Source organism: Ulvibacter sp. 2305UL32-6 (assembly GCF_058148545.1).
In genome coordinates this window covers 1,028,571-1,049,424 of the sequence record NZ_JBYVKA010000001.1, presented here as the reverse complement: position 1 = coordinate 1,049,424, position 20,854 = coordinate 1,028,571, and the positions used below count along the sequence as shown (strand labels likewise).

23 protein-coding genes are annotated in these 20,854 nt (G+C 39.1%); 16 read left to right on the top strand and 7 right to left on the bottom strand.

The window, feature by feature from the left end:
* Window positions 1–42 precede the first annotated feature (42 nt).
* The 3 genes from atpD (at window position 43) to ACY2RU_RS05080 (ending at window position 3,053) form a co-directional block, all read left to right on the top strand.
* The gene (atpD, locus tag ACY2RU_RS05090) at window positions 43–1,548 is read left to right on the top strand and encodes a F0F1 ATP synthase subunit beta (protein WP_490137323.1); all 1,506 of its coding nucleotides are present in this window, start codon (window positions 43–45) and stop codon (window positions 1,546–1,548) included.
* A 41-nt stretch (window positions 1,549–1,589) separates the two neighbouring features.
* On the top strand, window positions 1,590–1,868 hold the full coding sequence (locus tag ACY2RU_RS05085) for a F0F1 ATP synthase subunit delta/epsilon (RefSeq protein ID WP_490137322.1): 279 nt from the start codon (window positions 1,590–1,592) through the stop codon (window positions 1,866–1,868).
* A 108-nt stretch (window positions 1,869–1,976) separates the two neighbouring features.
* The gene (locus ACY2RU_RS05080; protein WP_490137321.1) at window positions 1,977–3,053 is read left to right on the top strand and encodes a hypothetical protein; all 1,077 of its coding nucleotides are present in this window, start codon (window positions 1,977–1,979) and stop codon (window positions 3,051–3,053) included.
* Here the strand turns inward: ACY2RU_RS05080 and ACY2RU_RS05075 are convergent.
* Genes ACY2RU_RS05075 through ACY2RU_RS05065 form a run of 3 tightly spaced genes read right to left on the bottom strand, consistent with a single transcriptional unit; the run spans window position 3,050 to window position 4,337 of the window.
* Complete coding sequence (locus ACY2RU_RS05075; RefSeq protein WP_490137320.1) at window positions 3,050–3,607, bottom strand: GNAT family N-acetyltransferase; 558 nt, start codon at window positions 3,605–3,607, stop codon at window positions 3,050–3,052. The genes ACY2RU_RS05080 and ACY2RU_RS05075 overlap by 4 nt on opposite strands.
* A gap of 38 nt (window positions 3,608–3,645) precedes the next feature.
* Complete coding sequence (locus ACY2RU_RS05070) at window positions 3,646–3,849, bottom strand: helix-turn-helix domain-containing protein (RefSeq protein ID WP_490137319.1); 204 nt, start codon at window positions 3,847–3,849, stop codon at window positions 3,646–3,648.
* Between the two features lie 2 nt (window positions 3,850–3,851).
* Complete coding sequence (locus tag ACY2RU_RS05065) at window positions 3,852–4,337, bottom strand: DUF2975 domain-containing protein (RefSeq protein ID WP_490137318.1); 486 nt, start codon at window positions 4,335–4,337, stop codon at window positions 3,852–3,854.
* A 117-nt stretch (window positions 4,338–4,454) separates the two neighbouring features.
* Between ACY2RU_RS05065 and ACY2RU_RS05060 the strand changes: the two genes are divergently transcribed.
* From ACY2RU_RS05060 to bioA, 4 genes are read left to right on the top strand one after another with little or no spacing between them, the layout of a single operon-like run.
* Window positions 4,455–5,606, top strand: a complete 1,152-nt coding sequence (locus ACY2RU_RS05060; protein ID WP_490137317.1) for an aminotransferase class I/II-fold pyridoxal phosphate-dependent enzyme — start codon at window positions 4,455–4,457, stop codon at window positions 5,604–5,606.
* Window positions 5,606–6,019, top strand: coding sequence for a putative signal transducing protein (locus ACY2RU_RS05055; protein ID WP_490137316.1), 414 nt, complete (start codon window positions 5,606–5,608; stop codon window positions 6,017–6,019). The genes ACY2RU_RS05060 and ACY2RU_RS05055 overlap by 1 nt, the downstream gene beginning before the upstream one ends.
* A complete protein-coding gene (gene bioD, locus ACY2RU_RS05050) occupies window positions 6,016–6,636 on the top strand; it encodes a dethiobiotin synthase (RefSeq protein ID WP_490137315.1) in 621 nt (206 codons plus the stop codon). Before ACY2RU_RS05055 ends, bioD begins: the two co-directional genes overlap by 4 nt.
* Before the next feature lie 36 nt (window positions 6,637–6,672).
* Complete coding sequence (gene bioA, locus ACY2RU_RS05045; RefSeq protein WP_490137314.1) at window positions 6,673–7,938, top strand: adenosylmethionine--8-amino-7-oxononanoate transaminase; 1,266 nt, start codon at window positions 6,673–6,675, stop codon at window positions 7,936–7,938.
* Here bioA and ACY2RU_RS05040 read toward each other — a convergent pair.
* On the bottom strand, window positions 7,930–8,364 hold the full coding sequence (locus tag ACY2RU_RS05040) for a cytochrome c oxidase assembly factor Coa1 family protein (protein ID WP_490137313.1): 435 nt from the start codon (window positions 8,362–8,364) through the stop codon (window positions 7,930–7,932). The genes bioA and ACY2RU_RS05040 overlap by 9 nt on opposite strands.
* A 52-nt stretch (window positions 8,365–8,416) precedes the next feature.
* Between ACY2RU_RS05040 and ACY2RU_RS05035 the strand changes: the two genes are divergently transcribed.
* The 6 genes from ACY2RU_RS05035 to ACY2RU_RS05010 all read left to right on the top strand — a co-directional run bounded on the left by ACY2RU_RS05035 (window position 8,417) and on the right by ACY2RU_RS05010 (window position 14,538).
* Window positions 8,417–9,580, top strand: a complete 1,164-nt coding sequence (locus ACY2RU_RS05035; RefSeq protein ID WP_490137312.1) for a beta-ketoacyl synthase N-terminal-like domain-containing protein — start codon at window positions 8,417–8,419, stop codon at window positions 9,578–9,580.
* 275 nt (window positions 9,581–9,855) lie between these two features.
* Complete coding sequence (locus ACY2RU_RS05030; RefSeq protein WP_490137311.1) at window positions 9,856–10,431, top strand: hypothetical protein; 576 nt, start codon at window positions 9,856–9,858, stop codon at window positions 10,429–10,431.
* 1 nt (window position 10,432) lies between these two features.
* The gene (locus ACY2RU_RS05025) at window positions 10,433–11,839 is read left to right on the top strand and encodes a flotillin family protein (protein ID WP_490137310.1); all 1,407 of its coding nucleotides are present in this window, start codon (window positions 10,433–10,435) and stop codon (window positions 11,837–11,839) included.
* Window positions 11,840–11,950: 111 nt separating this feature from the next.
* Window positions 11,951–13,036, top strand: coding sequence for a biotin synthase BioB (bioB, locus tag ACY2RU_RS05020; RefSeq protein WP_490137309.1), 1,086 nt, complete (start codon window positions 11,951–11,953; stop codon window positions 13,034–13,036).
* A 143-nt stretch (window positions 13,037–13,179) separates the two neighbouring features.
* Window positions 13,180–14,037: a cupin-like domain-containing protein gene (locus ACY2RU_RS05015; protein WP_490137308.1), complete on the top strand. Its 858-nt coding sequence runs from the start codon at window positions 13,180–13,182 to the stop codon at window positions 14,035–14,037.
* A 12-nt stretch (window positions 14,038–14,049) separates the two neighbouring features.
* The gene (locus tag ACY2RU_RS05010; RefSeq protein ID WP_490137307.1) at window positions 14,050–14,538 is read left to right on the top strand and encodes a DUF6646 family protein; all 489 of its coding nucleotides are present in this window, start codon (window positions 14,050–14,052) and stop codon (window positions 14,536–14,538) included.
* Here ACY2RU_RS05010 and ACY2RU_RS05005 read toward each other — a convergent pair.
* From ACY2RU_RS05005 to ACY2RU_RS04995, 3 genes are all read right to left on the bottom strand, one after another.
* Window positions 14,535–15,008: a regulatory protein RecX gene (locus tag ACY2RU_RS05005; protein WP_490137306.1), complete on the bottom strand. Its 474-nt coding sequence runs from the start codon at window positions 15,006–15,008 to the stop codon at window positions 14,535–14,537. The two genes, ACY2RU_RS05010 and ACY2RU_RS05005, sit on opposite strands and share 4 nt — an antisense overlap.
* A gap of 535 nt (window positions 15,009–15,543) precedes the next feature.
* The gene (locus ACY2RU_RS05000; protein WP_490137305.1) at window positions 15,544–17,088 is read right to left on the bottom strand and encodes an Rne/Rng family ribonuclease; all 1,545 of its coding nucleotides are present in this window, start codon (window positions 17,086–17,088) and stop codon (window positions 15,544–15,546) included.
* 320 nt (window positions 17,089–17,408) lie between these two features.
* Window positions 17,409–17,747, bottom strand: a complete 339-nt coding sequence (locus ACY2RU_RS04995; RefSeq protein ID WP_490137304.1) for an HU family DNA-binding protein — start codon at window positions 17,745–17,747, stop codon at window positions 17,409–17,411.
* 83 nt (window positions 17,748–17,830) lie between these two features.
* Here ACY2RU_RS04995 and mutY point away from each other — a divergent pair, with 83 nt between their 5' ends.
* The 3 genes from mutY (at window position 17,831) to gldE (ending at window position 20,853) form a co-directional block, all read left to right on the top strand.
* Window positions 17,831–18,886 (top strand): A/G-specific adenine glycosylase, encoded by a 1,056-nt coding sequence (gene mutY / locus ACY2RU_RS04990; protein ID WP_490137303.1) that lies wholly within the window; start codon window positions 17,831–17,833, stop codon window positions 18,884–18,886.
* 134 nt (window positions 18,887–19,020) lie between these two features.
* Window positions 19,021–19,482, top strand: a complete 462-nt coding sequence (locus ACY2RU_RS04985; protein ID WP_490137302.1) for a single-stranded DNA-binding protein — start codon at window positions 19,021–19,023, stop codon at window positions 19,480–19,482.
* A 39-nt stretch (window positions 19,483–19,521) separates the two neighbouring features.
* The gene (gldE, locus tag ACY2RU_RS04980; RefSeq protein WP_490137301.1) at window positions 19,522–20,853 is read left to right on the top strand and encodes a gliding motility-associated protein GldE; all 1,332 of its coding nucleotides are present in this window, start codon (window positions 19,522–19,524) and stop codon (window positions 20,851–20,853) included.
* Window position 20,854 lies beyond the last annotated feature (1 nt).

Genomic DNA, 20,854 nt, shown 5'->3' with positions numbered 1-20,854 from the left:
GCTTAAGGCACTTGCATAGTACTAAAATATAAATAGTTATTCATGTCACAAGTTACAGGAAAAGTTGCACAGATTATTGGTCCAGTTGTCGACGTTGCGTTTGAAAGCGGAGCGGAACTTCCAAAGATCTATGATTCATTAGAAGTTAATAACAACGGAAATTTATTGATCCTCGAAGTACAGTCGCATATTGGTGAAAACACCGTGCGTACCATCTCTATGGATTCTACCGATGGTTTAAGCCGTGGTACAGATGCTGTTGCAACGGGAGCGCCTATTCAGATGCCTATTGGGGATGCTGTTTACGGACGTCTTTTTAATGTAATTGGAGATGCAATTGATGGAATTGGTAACTTGCCAAAGGCGGGTGATCAAGGTCTTTCTATTCACCGTCAAGCTCCAAAATTTGAAGATTTATCTACCTCTACGGAAGTACTTTTTACAGGTATTAAAGTAATTGACCTAATTGAGCCTTATGCAAAAGGTGGTAAAATTGGTCTTTTTGGTGGTGCTGGAGTAGGAAAAACAGTACTAATTCAAGAATTGATTAACAACATTGCAAAAGGACACGGTGGTTTATCTGTATTTGCTGGTGTAGGAGAGCGTACTCGTGAAGGAAATGATTTACTTCGTGAGATGCTTGAATCTGGTATTATCAAGTACGGTGACGCCTTTATGCATTCGATGGAAGAAGGTGGATGGGACCTTACGAAGGTAGATAAAGAAGCATTAAAAGAAAGTAAAGCAACGTTTGTATTCGGACAAATGAATGAGCCACCTGGAGCACGTGCGCGTGTTGCCTTGTCTGGTTTAACAATTGCTGAATATTTCCGTGATGGAGCAGGAGATGGTCAAGGGAAAGATGTGCTTTTCTTCGTTGATAATATCTTCCGTTTTACACAAGCAGGTTCAGAGGTATCGGCGCTTTTAGGTCGTATGCCATCTGCAGTAGGATATCAGCCAACATTAGCAACCGAAATGGGTGCGATGCAAGAACGTATTACTTCAACTAAAAAGGGGTCTATTACTTCGGTACAAGCAGTATATGTGCCTGCAGATGACCTTACGGATCCAGCACCGGCAACAACGTTTGCTCACTTGGATGCTACAACTGTATTATCACGTAAGATCGCAGAGCTAGGTATCTACCCAGCGGTAGATCCACTAGATTCTACATCACGTATTCTTACAGCTGATATTTTAGGTCATGAGCACTATGATTGTGCACAAAACGTAAAAGAGTTACTACAGCGTTATAAAGAACTACAAGATATTATTGCGATCCTTGGTATGGAAGAACTTTCTGAAGAGGATAAAATGGCGGTAGGACGTGCACGTCGTGTACAACGTTTCCTTTCACAGCCTTTCCACGTAGCAGAGCAGTTTACAGGTATTCCTGGTGTATTGGTTGATATTAAGGAAACCATCAAAGGATTTAATATGATCATGGATGGTGAATTAGATCACTTGCCAGAAGCAGCCTTTAACCTTAAAGGAACCATTGAAGAAGCTATCGAAGCTGGAGAGAAAATGCTTGCTGAAGCGTAATTAGCTTAAAGCCTAAAGCTTAAAGCATAAAGCTAAAAACTATGTACTTAGAAATTGTAACCCCAGAAGCTTCTTTAGTAAGCGGTGAAGTTGAAAGCGTGACCGTTCCAGGAATGGAAGGCGAATTTCAAATGTTGAATAACCACGCAGCCATCGTTTCATTGTTGGTTGAAGGAAAAGTGAAATTTACGGGTAATCCAACGATAGCAGAAGGTTATGAAGATCGCTTTAAGAAGATCGACGGAAATAACTGGGTTATGGAAATCAGTGGAGGTACGCTTGAAATGAACAACAATAAAGTTATTGTACTAGCAGATTAATAAAAGCTATATTATATAAAATCCCAAATTCCAATTTCTGGAGTTTGGGATTTTTTTATTGATAGTGGGTACTGCGTTGTATGCACATTTTCCTGTACTTTTAATACGATGAAAATAGATCAAAAGTTCTATAAATACGAAACACAAATCTCTTATGGGCGACGTATCCTTTCGTTTCTGTTTATTTCTTTAGCAGCCTTTGTTCTTTTGTATTCATTGGTATTGCCATACACTCAAGCATATGACCCAGAATCATATAGTCCTATTGCTGGAGTGTTAGTCGCAATTTTCCCCTTGATCGCAGGTACCGTTATTGGCACGAAAAAAGGAATTTTAATAGACAGGATTAACAAAACACTAACCTTCACAAAGACCGTAGGGATTATTACCTACCACAAAAAGTCAAAAAAATATCAAAGCTTGGAGTATGTGTCGGTTTTTAGAAACTATACAACCTACTTTGAGGCTAAACTATTCTATGATGAAAAACAGGCTATTCTTTTGTTTGAAACAAAGAAAGAGGAGGTAGCTGTTCGTTCTGCACAAAAAGTAAGTAATGCGCTGTCAATACCACTTAATAATATGATTTTTGTTGATCTTGATGCCCTCGAACCCTTAAATATTTTGATGGAAGAACGGCAAATAGATTTTGTTATTTCTGAAGGAGAACGATCTTTGTGGCAAACGTTAATCGCGGCCGCCTCTTTTACCATGGCGGTATTTCTTATCTATTATCTAGGTTCAATTTTCTTTCGGAATTCATCTGTGCAAATGAAAGGCGTGATGAGTGCTATTAATTTGATCATTCTTTGTCTGGGTGTTGGGATCAGTTTTTCGATGGTTCGAGATTATGAATTCGATTTTAAGAATAATCTCTATAGGATGAAGTATCGTGTGGGGCCCATTTCCTATGGAAAATGGAAGATCATGCGACAGATAGACTATGTTTCTATTCATAAAAATAGATCAGGTGCTTATCCGGTGAATCTCTGGTTGAATAGCGGAAGACATGTCAAGTTGGGCGTCTATGGTGATGAAAATGACGCAGTTTCAGCGGCGAAAGAATTAGCGCTAAAATTTGAAGTTTATATTTTGCATTCCAGCCATGCTAAAGGTAAAACGCAAATTTCTTATCAGACGCTATTGGAAGAAAAAAAGAAATTAGACCTTATCATCAACTTTTAAGATAAAACGATCAACATCCAAGCCTGCCCTCCTGCTCTATATCTAGTGACATCTTTAAAACCAATAGCATAATGCGCCTGTAGTGAGCGCGTGTTTGTTGCATCAACCTCTGTGATAATCGCCGAAAACGGAGGAAACAGATAATTTTGCATTGTTTCATATAATTTCCTGAAAATACCTTGCTTTCTGTAGGACTTATCAATACAGATTTGTCCCATGACAATAAAGTTGTCGTATCGCAGTTGTTTCAACATCCCTTGAGGTGAATCAATAACACGGTTAATTTCCTTAAACATAGGTTTCAATACGTCGATACTTTCTCCAAAATCTGGATGCATACTTAGGGCATATCCCACAACGGTGTCATCATCTTTTGCCAAGATATGTGGGCATTTCTCGTGCATGGCTTGAAGCATTTTAAAATCGTGATGTACCGTAACAAAGCCTTCGGTTGTTTTTTCTTCGGAAGAAAGTACATGAGGTAGGTTTGCTCGCTGAAGTCTTAAAATTTGCTTTAGATCATTGTCGGTTTTCGAAGTTGTATAAGTGATCATAGCGAATTTGCTTTAAGTTGCTGTTTATATGTCTCATTTTAAGACTTATAAGTTAAGATATCCCCAGGTTGACAATTTAAAGTTTCACAAATAGCTTCTAATGTCGAGAAGCGTACGGCCTTAGCTTTACCCGATCTGAGGATTGAGAGGTTTGCCTCCGTAATTCCAACAGCTTCCGCCAGTTCTTTGCCTTTCATGTCCCTTTCTGCTAACAGTTGATCTAGTTGTATTTGTATTGGCATCTTTATATGGTTAAATCGCTTTCATCCTTTAACCGTTTTGCGACTGTTATCACGGATGCTACAAAGCTAAAGAGTAGTCCTATCACAATAATTAGTGCGCTTCCCATTGGACCAATGCCCAAAAAGCCAGCAGGTAAAAACTCCCTAAAAGGCATATTGATAGTGGTAAATTCGACACTAAATAAGGAAACCCCAATCGTTAATAAGATGGCGGCCAAGACTTCAATTTTTTTAACGGTACTGGTATCAAAGAAATTCTCTTCTTTCCATTGTTTTAAAGTAATGTTGAAATGTATAAGCCCGAAGAAGATACCTAAAATTGCTAACCACGATATAAGATATAGTGTGCCAGCCCATGTTTGGCGACCTTCATTGTTGATCAAATCTTGGTAAATACTGTAGTTCTTATAGAATTGATGGCAACCCAAGACCAGCACTACAATAAAAATGCTGTTTATAATTAACTTTAATTTCGCTCTATTTACCATAGATATAGTGATTTATTATTGTTTATCGATAACAAATATAACAAAATTATTGAAAAACAATAATTTAATAGAATTTTTTCTAAAGTTATTTTACTCTGACTTCAGTATCTTTGGTTGATGCTTCCGAAGAAATTACAAAGAAAAATAGCAGAACGAGGTAGTGAAAATTCGCTTCGGAGACTGAGTAAAACACTAAATTTAATCGATTTCTCGTCAAACGATTATTTAGGTTTTGCAACTTCAGAAATTATCTTTAAACGTGCTTCGGAAATTTTAAAAGAACACAATCTTGAACGAAATGGTGCTACAGGTTCGCGCCTGCTTACAGGAAATCATCAGTTATTTGAAACGACTGAAACTCTGATCGCAGCATGCCATGGTTTTCCTGAAGCCCTCATCTTTAATAGTGGTTATGATGCCAACATGGGGTTTTTTAGCAGTGTTCCTCAGCGTGGTGATACTATCTTTTATGATGAATATTGTCATGCGTCTATTCGGGATGGTATAGCTATGAGTCATGCGAAGGCTTATAAATTTGCACATAATAATTTTTCGGATTTAGAAAAAAAAATGTCGGTTCGAGCGGAGTCGAGAGCTATAAATGAAGAATACTATGTAGTGACCGAATCTGTCTTCTCTATGGACGGCGATCAACCCGATCTTAGGGCATTGGTAGTGCTATGTGAGAAGTATGACTGTCGGTTGATCGTTGATGAAGCACATGCGATTGGCGTAATGGGTAAGGGGCGAGGCTTGCTTCATGAATTAAGCTTGCAAGCGCGAGTATTTGCTCAAATCGTGACCTTCGGAAAGGCTTTAGGTTGTCATGGTGCCGCTATTTTGGGGAGTGACGAATTAAAGCAATACTTGGTCAATTTTGCTCGCAGCTTTATATACACAACAGGGCAATCTCCACATACTATTGCAACGATTCAAGCAGCGTATGAACAGTTGGTAAGTGCTGCTACAGGAGATGAAATGATTGAACGTTTACATAGAAATATAGCAATATTGCAATCAAACGTTATTGAATGTCAGCTGCAATCACATTTTATTCCGAGTGAATCTGCCATTCACTGCTGTATTGTTTCTGGAAATAGTAATGCTAGGAACATTTCCGCAGTGCTTCAAGCAAAAGGATTTGATGTAAAGCCTATTCTTTCGCCTACAGTTCCATTAGGTTCAGAACGCCTTCGGATCTGCTTGCATAGCTTTAATACCGAAGTACAAATAGAACAACTCCTTCAAATATTAGCTACCTTGCTTTAATGGAATCTACCTTTACTACCGTAGCAACTTTTACTTATTCTTCTGAAGCGAAAATCATTCAAGGTCGCTTAGAGGCAGAAGGAATTCAAGCATTTTTAAGAGACGACCTCACCATCGATACTGATCCCTTAGTAAGCAATGCTATTGGTGGGGTAAAACTTGAGGTTTTTACGGAAGACGCGACTAAAAGCAAAGAAATTTTGGAGACAATTAGCCAATATTCTATTTCAGATGATGGTGAAGATATTGTTTGTCCGAACTGTGGGAGCAACAAAATTAATTTTTTCTCTCATGTAACTGATATAAAATCGCTTTTGGCATTTCTTTTTGGTTTTGTCTTTGGAGGGCTGCCTTTTTACACAAAATATGACTATACCTGTGAGGTGTGTAAAACAAAATTTGTCGCTAAATGAAATCTACATTTTTTATTACCGGAATATCTACCGAAGTTGGCAAGACCGTAGTGTCGGCCATTATCACCGAAGCGCTTGAAGCAGATTATTGGAAGCCCGTTCAAGCGGGTGAATTGAATCATTCCGACTCGCATAAAGTGCAACAATGGGTATCTAATAAAAAAACAATTTTTCACCCATCGGCCTATGCATTGCAAACGCCTATGAGTCCGCATGCTGCTGCGGAAATAGACGGGATCTCTATTTCTACAAAGACTATAAAACGCCCCAAAACAAAAAATAATTTGGTGATTGAGGGTGCTGGCGGACTCCTAGTGCCATTGAACGAAAAAGAAACCATGCTCGATCTAATTCAGCCGATGGACAAAGTGATTCTCGTTTCAAAGCACTATTTAGGTAGTATTAACCATACCTTATTAAGTATTGAAGCTTTAAAGAATCGCGGATTGAATGTCTTCGGAATTATATTCAATGGTGCCGAGACATCCACAACAGAACAGATCATTGCTTCCATGAGCGGCGTTCCTATTTTAGGTCGCATAGACCCAGAACCCTATATTGATAGAAACGTGGTGAGCGAGTATGCTGAGCATTTTCGTGAAACCTTAAATCTATAAGAGCATACAAATAATTTATAAAGTCAACATTAGTACATGCGCATTCAGGATCGAGATAAAAAACACATTTGGCACCCACTTACACAGCATCAAACCGCGGTAGATCCTATCGCCATCGTAAAAGCAAAAGGAGCGCTGCTCTGGGATGAGGAAGGCAATGAATATATCGACGGGATTGCCTCTTGGTATACTGCAATGTATGGGCACTGCAATGAGCACATCACGGCTGCTATGACAAAGCAAATGCAGCAGCTCGATTTTGTAATGTTTAGTGGTTTGACACATGAACCTGCGGTGGAGCTTTCCGAAGCACTCATGAAAATTCTCCCAAAGAACCAACAAAAAATATTCTTTAATGATAATGGCTCTACGGCGGTAGAAGCAGCTATTAAAATGTCGTTGCAATTTTATCATAATCGAGGTGAAAAGCGCGATACACTTATTGCTTTTGAAGATGGTTTTCATGGCGATACCTTTGGTGCCATGAGTGCCTCCGGACTTTCGGCGTATAATGGTCCGTTTGAAGGTTTTCTTCTGAAAGTAGAACGCATTCCCGTACCACAAGACCACAATTTGGAGGTTGTTTTACAACAGTTGGAGGTGATTTTAGCCGAAAATAAGTGCGCTGCCTTTATTTTTGAGCCTTTAGTTCAAGGTGCTGCTGGAATGAAATTTCACTCTGCTCAAGGCTTAGATGCATTAATTGCGCTTTGTAAAAAACATGATGTATTGTGCATTGCCGATGAGATCATGACCGGTTTTGGAAAAACAGGAACTCATTTTGCAGTAGACCAACTTGAACATAAACCTGATATTATGTGTTTGAGCAAGGCATTGACCGCGGGGATGTTTCCCTTGAGCATTACCAGCTGTTCTCAACAGGTTTTCGAAGGATTTTTAAGTGATGAAACATCAAAAGGTTTTTTCCATGCGCATACTTTTAGTGCGCATCCTTTAGGGTGTGCTGCGGCTTTAGCGGGATTAGAGCTGCTGCATTCCGAAGAAATCAAAGCAAATATTAAACGTATTGAAAAATCGCACCTTGAATTTGCCCAGCGTATTGAAGGCCACGATAAGATCGATGATATTCGAACAAAGGGCGTTATTTTAGCTATTGACTTAAAGGTGGACACCCATCGTTATGGAGCGCTCCGGGACAAACTTTATCGATTTTTCTTGGCGCGTGGTGTGCTTTTGCGGCCGTTAGGAAATACCATTTATCTACTTCCGCCCTATATAATTAGCGATTCAGAATTAAAAAAGATGTATCGTGCTATTGACGAGCTCTTGGCTTCAATCTAAAAATTCTTGGTCGTGCAGTAGATCGATGATCTCATCGGTTTCTGGGAGATAAACCTCCATTTTTTGGTAACTCCATGTGTCATCAACCCCGCCGCCTTCAACACGAATGGTGCCTTCTCCTTTTGGACCTTTTACATGGATCGAAATATTGGCCTCACCATAACCATTTCTGTAATTGATATTGCCGCCCATGATGCCATTAGGCTCCAAGGGTTCTCCAAGACGTTCAATGACAATTTCGTTCGTTCGCGCTTTTTCAAAGGCATCTTGATACGCTTGAGAGTCTGACAACATACTGGTGACACCGTAAAAAATAGTGCCTGCAAAAGCCGCAAATAAAATAATCACAAGTAGGCAACCTCCCGTGGGGACTGCCCATTTCCAGTTTCTGTTAAACCATCCTTTGGGTTGTATATTTTCTTCCATAATGAATCGTAGCCTTAATGAGAAGCTTTATTTTTGTGCCAAATTACAAAATTTGAAGCATCCTATTTCCATTACTGCTATTTCCTCCATTTCTGCTTTAGGATTAAGCGCGGAAGCTGTTTGGCAGCGGTATAAATATAAACAGGCACTTTTTAATAGTAAGAAATTAGGTGCTTCGGAAGTTTTTGTTTCTGAAATTTCTTCGGAAACAGAAGAACTTTTAAAGCAACTTCAGCAGTCCAATTTGGCCTACAAAAAATTAGATCGTACTGTTTTATTGGCTATGGCTGCTTCTAAATGTCTTTTTGCGAACGAAGCCCTTCCGAAGAAAAATATAGGTGTCAATATTGGTTCTTCACGCGGAGCAACGCAGTTATTTGAACACTATTATAGTGATTTTCAGAAGCGCGGAAAGGTTTCTCCTTTTAGTTCGCCAACTACCACTTTAGGTAATATTTCGTCGTGGGTGGCCCAAGAATTAGGCGTAGAAGGCATACATATTGATCATTCGGTGACCTGCTCAACAGCTATGCATGCGATGCTAAACGGAATTGCGTGGTTACAAGCTGAAATGGCAGATGCTTTTGTAGTGGGCGGTAGTGAGGCAGCTTTGACTCCTTTTACAGTGGCGCAAATGCAGGCATTAAAGTTATATAGCACTTCTGAAAACCTGCGAGCTTGCGAATCCATGCGCTTTGAAAAGAAGAAAAACACCATGGTGTTGGGTGAAGGTGCTGCCGTGGCCGTATTGGAACGTGGTATTTCAGAAAGAACGAAGGCCATTATTAAGGGATACGGATTTGCTTCGGAAGCAATTACGCACAACAGCTCTATTTCTGAGAATGCCGATTGTTTTCAACGATCAATGAAACGGGCTTTAGATAATGCACAATTACAAACAGTTGATGCGATCATCATGCACGCGCCTGGAACAGTTAAAGGTGATCTTTCAGAAAAGAAAGCTATTGATCTTGTCTTCGGAAAGAAATTACCCTTACTCACTTCCAACAAATGGATGATAGGGCACACTTTTGCAGCTTCAGGGATGTTAAGCGTTGAGATGGCTGTTTTAATGCTTCAACAGAATGCATTTATAGAGAATCCATTTTTTAGTAATGCACGTCATCTTCCGAAGGAATTAAAAACGATCATGATCAATGCGGTGGGTTTTGGCGGCAATGCTGTTTCCATTATTTTGGAAAAGTACGGGGCGTAGGTGTAACAAAACGCTCTAAATGCGACTAATAGCGTACTTATGTGTCCCAACCTCGTGAAGCTTCAAAATAGTAAAAGGATTTAAAAAGTCTTTTTAAAGACACCTCAAGTACACTCTATTAAACTTTTAACATCCCGAAATAGCTCATCCAACATGGGTTTCACAATCATGTATTGCTTCTGCGATATGTTAGTATCCTTGTGAACAATCGATCGAGCAAATTGTCTGGTTGCCTTTAAAAGTTAGTATATTTCTAATCTTTAAAATACTTAACTATGGAACAATGGTTTGCTTCGCTTAGTACGTTTGAAACAGTTTATTGGCTTACTGCTGGTATCTCTTCAATAATCTTTCTTGTCCTTTTAGTATTGACCTTTGTGGGCGGTGAAGTAGATGACTTGGGCGATGTTGATGCGGAAGTTGATGGAGACTCGGGAATAGGGTTTCAGTTTCTTTCGTTTAAAAACTTAATGGGATTTTTCACCATTTTTGGATGGAGCGGAATCGCTTGTTTGGATGCAGGATATTCAACGGGACTTACCATCGTTATTTCGGTAATTTGTGGTTTACTGATGATGCTAGCGATGGCGTCACTGTTCTATTATTTGGCAAAACTAGATAGTGATGGTTCACTCAAGATAAAAAACGCTATTAATAGCGTTGGTGAAGTGTATTTAACTATTGGTGCGAATAGATCTCGAATAGGAAAAGTACAGGTAAACGTACAAGGCGGGTTGCGGGATCTTGAAGCTCTTACAGATGAAAATTATGATTTAGTACAAGGAGACATTATAACAGTTACTAATGTAACAGACAACGGAATTTTAATCGTAAATAAACACACTATTTAATATGCTAACACTACCATTACAACTAGAATCTTTCGCTGGCTTAGCCGCTATAGGGTTCGCTATATTATTTTTCTTTATCATCATCATTAGTTTTATACGCAGGTATAAGCGATGTCCATCAGATCGCATTTTGGTGGTTTACGGTAAAGTTGGAACAGGAAATTCTGCCAAATGTATTCATGGTGGAGCGGCTTTTATTTGGCCTGTAATTCAGGATTATGAATTTTTAGAGCTAACACCAATTTCTATTGAGGTAAATCTAGTGAATGCCTTGAGTAAACAGAATATCCGAGTTAATGTGCCTTCGAGATTTACTATTGGAGTATCAACAGAACCGGGTATCATGCAAAATGCTGCAGAGCGTTTATTGGGTCTTGGTCAACAAGAAATTCAAGAACTCGCCATGGAAATTATTTTTGGTCAGTTACGTCTTGTAGTCGCTTCTATGGACATTGAAGAGATCAACAATGATCGTGATAAGTTTTTAACTAATATTTCAAACAGTGTTGAAAGCGAACTAAAGAAAGTGGGTTTGAAGTTAATCAACGTAAATATTACAGATATCGTTGACGAATCTGGCTATATTGAAGCTTTAGGTAAAGAAGCTGCTGCGCACGCTATTAACGCGGCCCGTAAGTCGGTTGCCGAAAAAACAAGGGACGGATCTATTGGGGAAGCTAACGCGGTACAAGATGAGAGAACCCAAGTAGCTGCAGCAAATGCTAAAGCTGTTGATGGAGAAAATACTGCAAAAATTGCCGTCGCAAACAGTGACTCGTTACGTCGTCAAAGAGAAGCAGAAGCCGAACGTGTTGCGATTGCTTCAGAAAAAGTACAAACAGCAAAGGCTTTGGAAGAGTCTTATTTAGCCGAAAAACTAGCCGAAGTCTCTCGTGCAGAAAGAGAGCGAAGTACACAACTAGCAGACGTTATTGTTCCTGCGGAAATCGATAAAAAGAAAGTAGAAATTAATGCAGAGGCCGAAGCTGAACAGATTAGAAGACTGGCAAAAGGGGAGGCTGATGCGATCTTATTTAAGGCACAAGCAGAGGCACAAGGACTTTATGAAATTCTAACGAAACAAGCGCAAGGTCTCGATCAAATTGTAAAGGCAGCAGGCAACAACTCGAAAGATGCGGTGCTATTATTGGTTGCAGATAAACTACCAGAGCTAGTCAAGTTGCAGGCTGAGGCAATTAAAAACATCAAAATAGATAAAGTGACCGTTTGGGAGAATGGTGGCGGTAAAGATGGTAAAACAGCTACTTCAAACTTTATTTCAGGAATGTATGGTGCTGTACCGCCCTTACAAGAAATGTTTAATATGGCAGGAATGCAATTGCCAGATTATCTAAAAGGAAAAGATATTGAGGGCGAAACGGAGGAAGAAATAACAGACAAGGATTAATTAAAGCCTATCATCGGTAGATTATTTATAAGCCTAAACTTAATTTACTTATTTTTGAAATTACATAAGACCTCATAGATTTTAAAACCTGTGGGGTCTAATAATAACCATATGAGTGTAAAAAACAACTGGACCAAAGACGAGATTTTAGCTATTTATAACAAGCCTATGATGGAATTGTTATACGAAGCGGCAACAGTACATCGCAGTTCACATAACCCTAATCAAGTACAAGTTTCAACACTGCTTTCTATTAAAACAGGGGGTTGTCCGGAAGATTGCGGTTATTGTCCGCAAGCAGCGCGCTATCATACCGACATAGAGGGAAACGATCTAATGACTGTTTCGCATGTAAAAGCACAGGCTTTACGTGCTAAAGCTTCGGGAAGTTCACGCGTGTGTATGGGAGCTGCTTGGCGAAATGTTAAGGATGGCCAAGAATTTGACCAAGTATTGGAGATGGTTCGGACTATCAATAAATTAGATATGGAGGTTTGTTGTACCCTCGGAATGATCACTGAAAATCAGGCGCAACGCCTTGCTGAGGCTGGATTGTACGCTTATAATCATAACTTAGATACTTCCGAAGACTACTATAAAGATGTTATCTCAACAAGAGCGTACCAAGATAGATTAGATACCATTGGGAATGTGCGCAAAACCAACGTGACTGTATGTAGCGGCGGTATCATTGGGATGGGAGAAGCCTTAGAAGATCGCGCTGGAATGTTAGTTGCCTTGGCGAGTTTGAGTCCGCAGCCAGAATCCGTTCCAATCAACGCATTAGTTGCTGTAGAAGGAACGCCTATGGAAGATATTGAGCCCATCTCTATTTGGGATATGATCAGAATGGTTGCTACTACACGTATTGTTATGCCAAACACCCAAGTTCGTCTTTCCGCAGGGAGAACAGAGATGAGTCGCGAAGGACAAGCAATGTGCTTTTTTGCTGGAGCGAATTCGATTTTTGCGGGAGATAAATTACTTACAACGCCCAATCCAGATGTCAATGAAGATATGAAAATGTTTGAGTTGCTGGGATTAGAACCTATGAAGCCGTTCGTTAAAAAAGCCCAGCCAGAAACGGTTGAGGCGGCGCATTCAAAGCATCAGCCCTTGGGGGAGAAACCGAAATGGTCTAGACCAGGTCATTCTATTGAGCGTAATGAAGAAGCTAAAGCAAAGGCCAAGCTTTAGGTTTTAAAATTATATTTTTCCGAAAAGTATAGCATATACACGAAGGTTACGGCTATATTTATTTTTGATTGATGGTAAAGGCGTGTTAATTTGCTGTTAGATTTTTGTTACCTTTCGTATCTTCGTTTACTTCGGAAATAGCTATGCAATTACAAGAAATAGACAGAGTCAAAACCATTAGCAAGGAAGATTTCATTGCTAACTACTTTAAGCCTCAAAAACCTGTGGTTATTGAGCGTTTTATTGAAGATTGGCCTGCCTTTTCTAAATGGAATCTCGACTATATGGCTGAAGTTGCGGGCGATAAAGAAGTTCCGCTTTATGATGATCGCCCTGTCAATCACAACGATGGTTTTAACGAACCTCACGCAAAGATGAAAATGCGGGATTATATTGAGCTTTTAAAACGAGAACCTACAAAGTATCGTATTTTTCTTTGGAATATCCTTAAGGAGGTGCCTCAGCTACAAAAGGATTATCAGTACCCAGATTTTGGTTTAAAGCTTATGAAAGGGCTTCCTATGCTCTTTTTTGGGGGAACTAATTCGCACACGTTCATGCATTACGATATCGATCTGGCAAATATTTTTCACTTCCATTTTCACGGTGAAAAAGAGACCATTCTTTTTGATCAAAAGCAGAATGATTTTCTTTATAAGATACCACATTCATTGATCGTGCGGGAAGATATTGATTTTAAAAATCCGGATTACGAACAATGGCCAGCTTTAAAAAAGGCAAAGGGGTTTCGAGCCAACTTGACCCATGGGAATGTTTTATACATGCCCGAAGGATATTGGCATTATATGCGTTATGCCACACCAGGTTTTTCGATGAGTTTACGTGCGATTGCTAGAAACCCTAAAAATTTAGCAAAAGCTGTTTACAATATTGCGATCATGCGACATTTTGATACGTTGATGCGACGTATTAAAGGACAAAAATGGATCGATTGGAAAAATAAGCAGGCCATCTTACGAACGAATGATAAACTCAGTTAAATAGCGATATCTATGAAAAATCTACTACTTTCTTTTGCATTGTTGACGACTTCTTTATTGTTTTCTCAAGCTTATACCGGCGCCGGGGATATTAAATTTCAGGTGGGCGCGAATATTCAAAGCGGTGGAACAGGCATTGCTAGTTCAGTTGATTTTGGATTGGGTGAAAATATCTCACTGGGCGTTTACAGTTCTTACTTATTAAATGTGCAAGGATCATTAGGTGCGCAGTTTGAAGATCGTTTTGATGTGCAAGGGCGTTTTAATGCTAATATTGGAAATGTGATTACTTCAGATAGAGCTTTAGATGTCTATCCAGGACTACATGTAGGGACGCGTAATTTTGGAGGTCATTTAGGAATTCGGTATTTCTTTTCAAATGGTTTTGGGCTCTATAGCGAATTGCATATCCCTTTTGCTTATTACAAGGATAACCTGAGTTCGGTGGAGGAATTAAATAATCAAGTGACCGTTACAGTAGGTACTTCGTTTAATATCTAGTTAACCTCTCGTACACGTTCATAGACCAAGTGCGATTCCCAACCGCGATACAACAGATAATCGGCTAGTTTTTTTCTTTTTTTCTGAAGATTCTCTTCGGAAGTGAGTTGTTGCAGGCGTTTTTCAACGAGCGCATCAAAGGTTTTATAGTACTCACTTTCTGGAATTTCCTTAAGTGCTAGTTTTACATTGTATGCTGAAATATTACGCATCTTAAGTTCGCGTGTAATACGCGTCTTTCCCCACTTTTTTGTTCTGAATTTTCCACGAGCGAAAGCTTGTGAAAAGCGTGTTTCATTGAGAAAATTATGCTGTAATAGATGATGAATGATCTGCTCTTTGGCTGCGGGGATCATTTGCATTTCGTAGAGTTTTTGCTCTACCTCTTTATGGCAGCGCTCTTGATAGGCGCAATAGCGTTCTAGGCGTTGCCGAGCTTCTTCAACGGTATAGGTTTTTGTTGGTTTCACGAAGGGAAATTACTTCTTTTTTTCTTCTGTTCATTTTTTCTTTAGATGAAAAAACCGACCTATTTTGTAATGATATGGTTCGTTCATTTTCTTTGCTTGTCCAAAGAAAACGAACCAAAAGAAAAGACCCCTTTCCGAGGAATTTTTCAGCAGAGCTGAAAAGCACACTCAAAACTACGCGTCGCTACGCTCCTGAATTCCGTAGCTTTTGAGTGCCTATTCTACGGAAACGGTTCTGGAATCGCCCTCGCATTTGACTTCACATTCCATAGCTTGAAAATGCGTTAAGCACTAAATTCTGTTTGAGCATAGCGAGTTCATTTAATGTAGTGTTGAAAGCGTTATGGAAGAGAAATGCATTAGGGATAGCAGTGGAAATCCTCTTGGTGAAACCAAGAGATTGCAGCGAATAGCCCGCCAGGAGCCTCTTGGAAAGAGGCGAGAGGAATGCCCAAAAAACACACCTTCATATCCCGATGGTCGTGGGAGGCAATAAAAAAACCCTCCAAAGCTTTCGCGAGGGAGGGTTTGAGTTTTAGACTATCTTTTCACCGTTTTTATCGTGAAAATGATATTCTAGATACGTGTAAGCATCTCTTGGTTGAATTTTCACCCATTTTTTGTGCTCCATAAACCATTTGGAACGCACAGATGGAATGCCTTTGGTTAAAAAGGCCGCTATAAAAGGATGCGTATTTAACGTTAACTTTTTATAGTCTTTTTTGAAGAGGCGTTTAACATCTTCATTAATTCGATTCACCACATTAATTGGTGCTTCAATTTCGCCGTCATCTCCTATTTCAGGATTTTCTTCGCGCGTTTTAATATTCATTTCTGGTCGCACCCGTTGTCGTGTAATTTGGATCAATCCAAATTTTGTGGGTGGAAGAATTTTGTGCTTTGCTCTATCATCTGCCATTTCATCGCGCAAATGATTATAGAGTTTCTTGCGGTTTGCAGCAGAGCCCATATCAATGAAATCTACTACAATAATTCCTCCCATGTCTCGTAAACGCAATTGGCGCGCTACTTCTGTAGCTGCAATAATGTTTACTTCGAGCGCGGTATCTTCTTGGTTTTTCGATTTGTTACTACGGTTACCACTGTTGACGTCAATGACGTGCATGGCTTCCGTGTGTTCGATGACCAGATAGGCACCTTTTGCTCCAGAAACGGTTTTCCCGAAGGAAGTTTTTATTTGTCTTTCGATCCCAAATTTTTCAAAGATGGGAACTTTAGAGTCATAAAGCTTTACGATATTGTCTTGATTTGGTGCTATTTCCTGCACGTAATCTTTAATTTGCAAGTATAGGGTTTCGTCGTCTATATAAATATTCGTAAAAGAATCATTGAAGATATCACGAATAATAGAGGCTCCCCTATTTAACTCACTCAACACCTTTGAAGGGTGGTGTGCTCCCTGTAGCTTTTTACACATCGCTGTCCAGCGATCAACGAGATTTTGTAAATCTCTATCCAGTTCTGCTACTTTTTTGCCCTCTGCTACGGTGCGTATAATAACACCAAAACCTTTTGGTCGTATGCTTGTAATCAAGCGTTTGAGCCTTTCCTTTTCTTCTTTCGATTCAATTTTTTGTGAAATTGAAATTCGATCTGAAAATGGAACCAATACAATATAACGTCCTGCTACAGATAGCTCTGAACTTATACGGGGTCCTTTAGTGGAAATGGGTTCTTTAACAATTTGTACCAGAGTTGACTGATTTGATTTGAGGGCATCGTTAATACCTCCATTCTTATCAATCTCTTTTTCAAATGGGAAATCTTTTAAAGAGTAATCTTTAAGCTTACCTGTGCTTACACGTTTTACGAATTTCAAGAGGGAAAGAACTTTAGGACCTAAATCGTGATAGTGCAAAAATGCATCTTTCTCGTAACCAACATTTACAAATGCGGCATTTAGACCCGGAACGGTCTTTCGGATCTTAGCGATATAAATATCACCTACCGAAAACTTGTTCCCTTCTTCCTCCTTATGTAATTCTAATAGTCTTCCATCTTTTAAAAGGGCAAAATCAACTTCTTGTGAACTGGATCTTATAAATAATTCGTAGCTCACTTGGCATTAATTTTAGTCCCGACGATATTATCGGGATGGATTAAACAATAAATTATCACAGGTTTTTAACCCGTCGAAACTATAAGGCTTTCGCAGAATAGTTTCATTTTCAAAGAACGATTTGTTAGTATCGGTTCACCAATTGATGAACCGAATTGTCTTAAACAAAAAAAGTAGTGAAATCACTACTTCTTTTTGTGGCGATTAGCGCGTCTTCTTTTTTTACGCTTATGCGTCGCTACCTTATGTCTTTTTCTTTTTTTACCACTTGGCATATTTAGAGTGTTTTAAAGCGTCCCGCCCGAAGACGGGACAGATTATTATTTAACTTCTACATTCGTTTTCACGCCTTCAACAAAAATCTTTGCAGGCTTAAATGCTGGAATATTATGTGCAGGGATTTTAATAGTTGTGTTTTTGGAAATATTTCTTCCTGTCTTTTCTGCTCTCGTCTTGATAATAAAGCTACCAAAACCTCTTAGGTATACATTATCACCACTCTCAAGAGACGTCTTTACTTCTTCCATAAAGGTCTCAACAGTAGCTTGTACATCACCTTTTTCCATTCCTAATTTTTCTGAGATCTTCGCTACGATATCTGCTTTCGTCATGTTTTTTTGTTTAAAATATTTATAATAAGTATTGGGTTTGTTTTTCAAGACGGCAAATATAACGATTATTTAATCAAATACTCAAACGGTAATCTATTAAAATATAAATAGATAACTATTATTTTTGCCAAATGCTCAACACCTCTACTTTTTTTGCTAAAAAACTCATAACGTGGTACTTAGACAATAAACGTGATATGCCATGGCGGGAAACAACCAACCCATATTACATTTGGTTGAGCGAAGTGATCTTACAACAAACCCGTGTAGCTCAAGGATTACCATATTATTTAAGCTTTATAAGGGCATATCCCACCATTCATGATCTAGCAAAAGCTTCTGAGGATGATGTACTAAAACGATGGCAAGGCTTAGGTTATTATTCGCGAGCGAGAAATTTACATGCCTCGGCAAAATATGTGTCGGGCGAACTCAATGGCGTCTTTCCAACAACATATAAAGATCTATTGGCTCTTAAAGGAGTGGGTGATTATACGGCCAGTGCTATCGCCTCTATATGTTATAATGAACCAACAGCTGTGGTGGATGGAAATGTATATCGTGTTTTGGCACGTGTATTTCAAATTGACACACCTATAAATAGTACTGCAGGGGCTAAGGAGTTTAAAAAATTGGCGCAAGAGCTTATCGATACCTCGCAAGCTGGCACATTCAATCAAGCGGTCATGGAATTTGGCGCTCGCCACTGTACACCGCAAAATCCGGATTGTGAGAACTGTGTGCTCAATACGCATTGCATGGCCTATAAAAACAAGACGGTGGCGCAATTGCCTGTAAAGATAAAAGCTGCCAAAGTGAAATCGCGTTACTTTAATTATATGGTGCTAGTTTCAGAAGACAATAAAACCTTGCTTAATCAGCGAATGGGCAAGGGGATATGGCAAAAGTTATTTGAATTTCCGTTGATCGAAACAACTTCGGAAGTAAATCTTGAAGAGTTGCAGCAAATAGAGGCATTTCAGAAATTTAGTGAGAATCACCCTATTGAATCAATCAGTATGTATAATGAGAATCTAATTGTTCATAAACTTTCGCATCAACATTTGACTACCCGTTTTTGGATCTGTTCTCTTTCCGAAGCATTTCCAAAGGGAATCCCAATAAAAGAGGTGCAAGAGTATGCAGTTCCGGTGTTAATAGCCGATTTTGTCTCAGAATTTTTTTAATGCATTTTTTTGTGTTGGAGTAAGCTAATTTTAAGAAACACATTAATGTAGGAGAGGTTTCAAAAATCAAAAAATTAAGTATATTTAGTTTGCAAAGGTTACCTTTGTAAATTACTAGTTATGAAACTAAACATATGAGTGGAACATTAAATAAAGTGATGCTAATTGGGCATACGGGAGACGAAGTGAAAATGCACTATTTTGAAGGTGGCGGAGCTATTGGTCGATTTCCATTGGCTACCAACGAAACCTATACAAACCGAACCACGGGTGAGAAGGTTTCGAATACCGAATGGCATAATATTGTTGTTCGGAATAAGGGTGCTGAAATTTGTGAAAAGTATCTAAAAAAAGGAGATAAAGTATATATTGAAGGGCGTTTAAAGACGAGAAAGTGGCAAGATGACCAAGGAAATGATCGCTATAGCACTGAAATTCAATGTACAGACTTTACATTTCTGTCGCCTAAAGCGGAAAGCGGAATGCAGCAAGCAGGAAGTACAAACGCTCCTTCTAGTCAAGCAACTCAACAAAATGTTCAGAGTTCGCAGTCATCGCAGTCTGTGGCCCCTGAAGAAGATGATCTACCATTTTAATTTTAACCTGCCAGTTTTTGATTGGCGAATTTAACTACCTTGGACATAGAGCCTCCTAGTTTATTATTAATCTCACTTTTATCGTATACCAACGTTGCGAGCGTGGTGATTTTGCTCGTACTTTTGGGTTGTTCTGCATTAATTAGTGGCGCCGAAGTTGCTTTTTTCTCTTTGTCTTCAACCGATCTTGAGGAGGGAGGGGATAAACGTTCAAAAAAAATGGAGGTTGTGGGCAAGCTGCTTTCAAAGCCCAAAAAATTGCTTGCTACGATATTGGTTGCAAACAACACGATCAATATTGCCATCGTACTTCTCTTTGAGAATTTGAGCTCTATTTGGTTTGAAGGATGGAATTATTCTTTCGATGCCTATTTCTTTGAAATTAATGCTGTATTTCTTGTAAAGATTGGTGTTGTAACCTTTCTGATTTTGTTATTCGGAGAGATTCTTCCGAAGATATACGCCAGCCGAAACAAAGTGTTATTCGCTTCGTTTATGGCATATCCGCTAAATGTACTTGATACACTTCTTACACCTATTAGTATGCCTATGCGTGCTGCAACGATTGCCATTCATAACAAATTCGGAAATCAGAAATCGAATATTACCGTCGACCAACTTTCACAAGCTCTTGAACTTACCGATGAGCGCGATACAACTCAGGAAGAACAAAAGATCTTACAAGGTATTGTGACCTTCGGAAATACAGATACCAAGCAGGTTATGAAGAACCGGATGGATATTTTTGCGCTTAATGAAGAAGCCTCTTTTAAGGAGATCATGCCCGAAATTATTGTACGCGGATATTCCAGAATTCCGGTATATAAAGACAACATTGATACGATCACGGGAGTCTTATATGTTAAAGATCTAATGCCCCACATTGATCGTAAGACCTTAGATTGGCAAAATTTAAAGCGTGACGCTTATTTCGTTCCTGAGAATAAAAAACTAGACGATCTGTTAAATGAATTTAAGCAGATGAAGATGCACCTGGCTATTGTGGTTGATGAATATGGCGGTACAAGCGGTCTTATTTCTTTGGAAGATATCATTGAAGAGATTGTTGGTGATATTAGCGATGAATTTGATGATGATGATCTGATCTTCTCCAAATTAGATGACAATACCTTTATTTTTGAAGGAAAAACACCTTTAAAAGATTTTTATAAAGCAATTAAGTGGCAAGAAACCGAACTTTTTGACGACGCGAAAGGTGAAGCCGAAACAGTTGCGGGATTTTTGCTGGAAATTTCTAAAGGCTTTCCAAAGCTCAATGAAGTAATAATTTTTGACAGATTTACGTTTACCATTGAAGCGTTTGACAACAAGCGCATCAAACAGATCAAAGTTCAAATAAGTCCGTTATAAT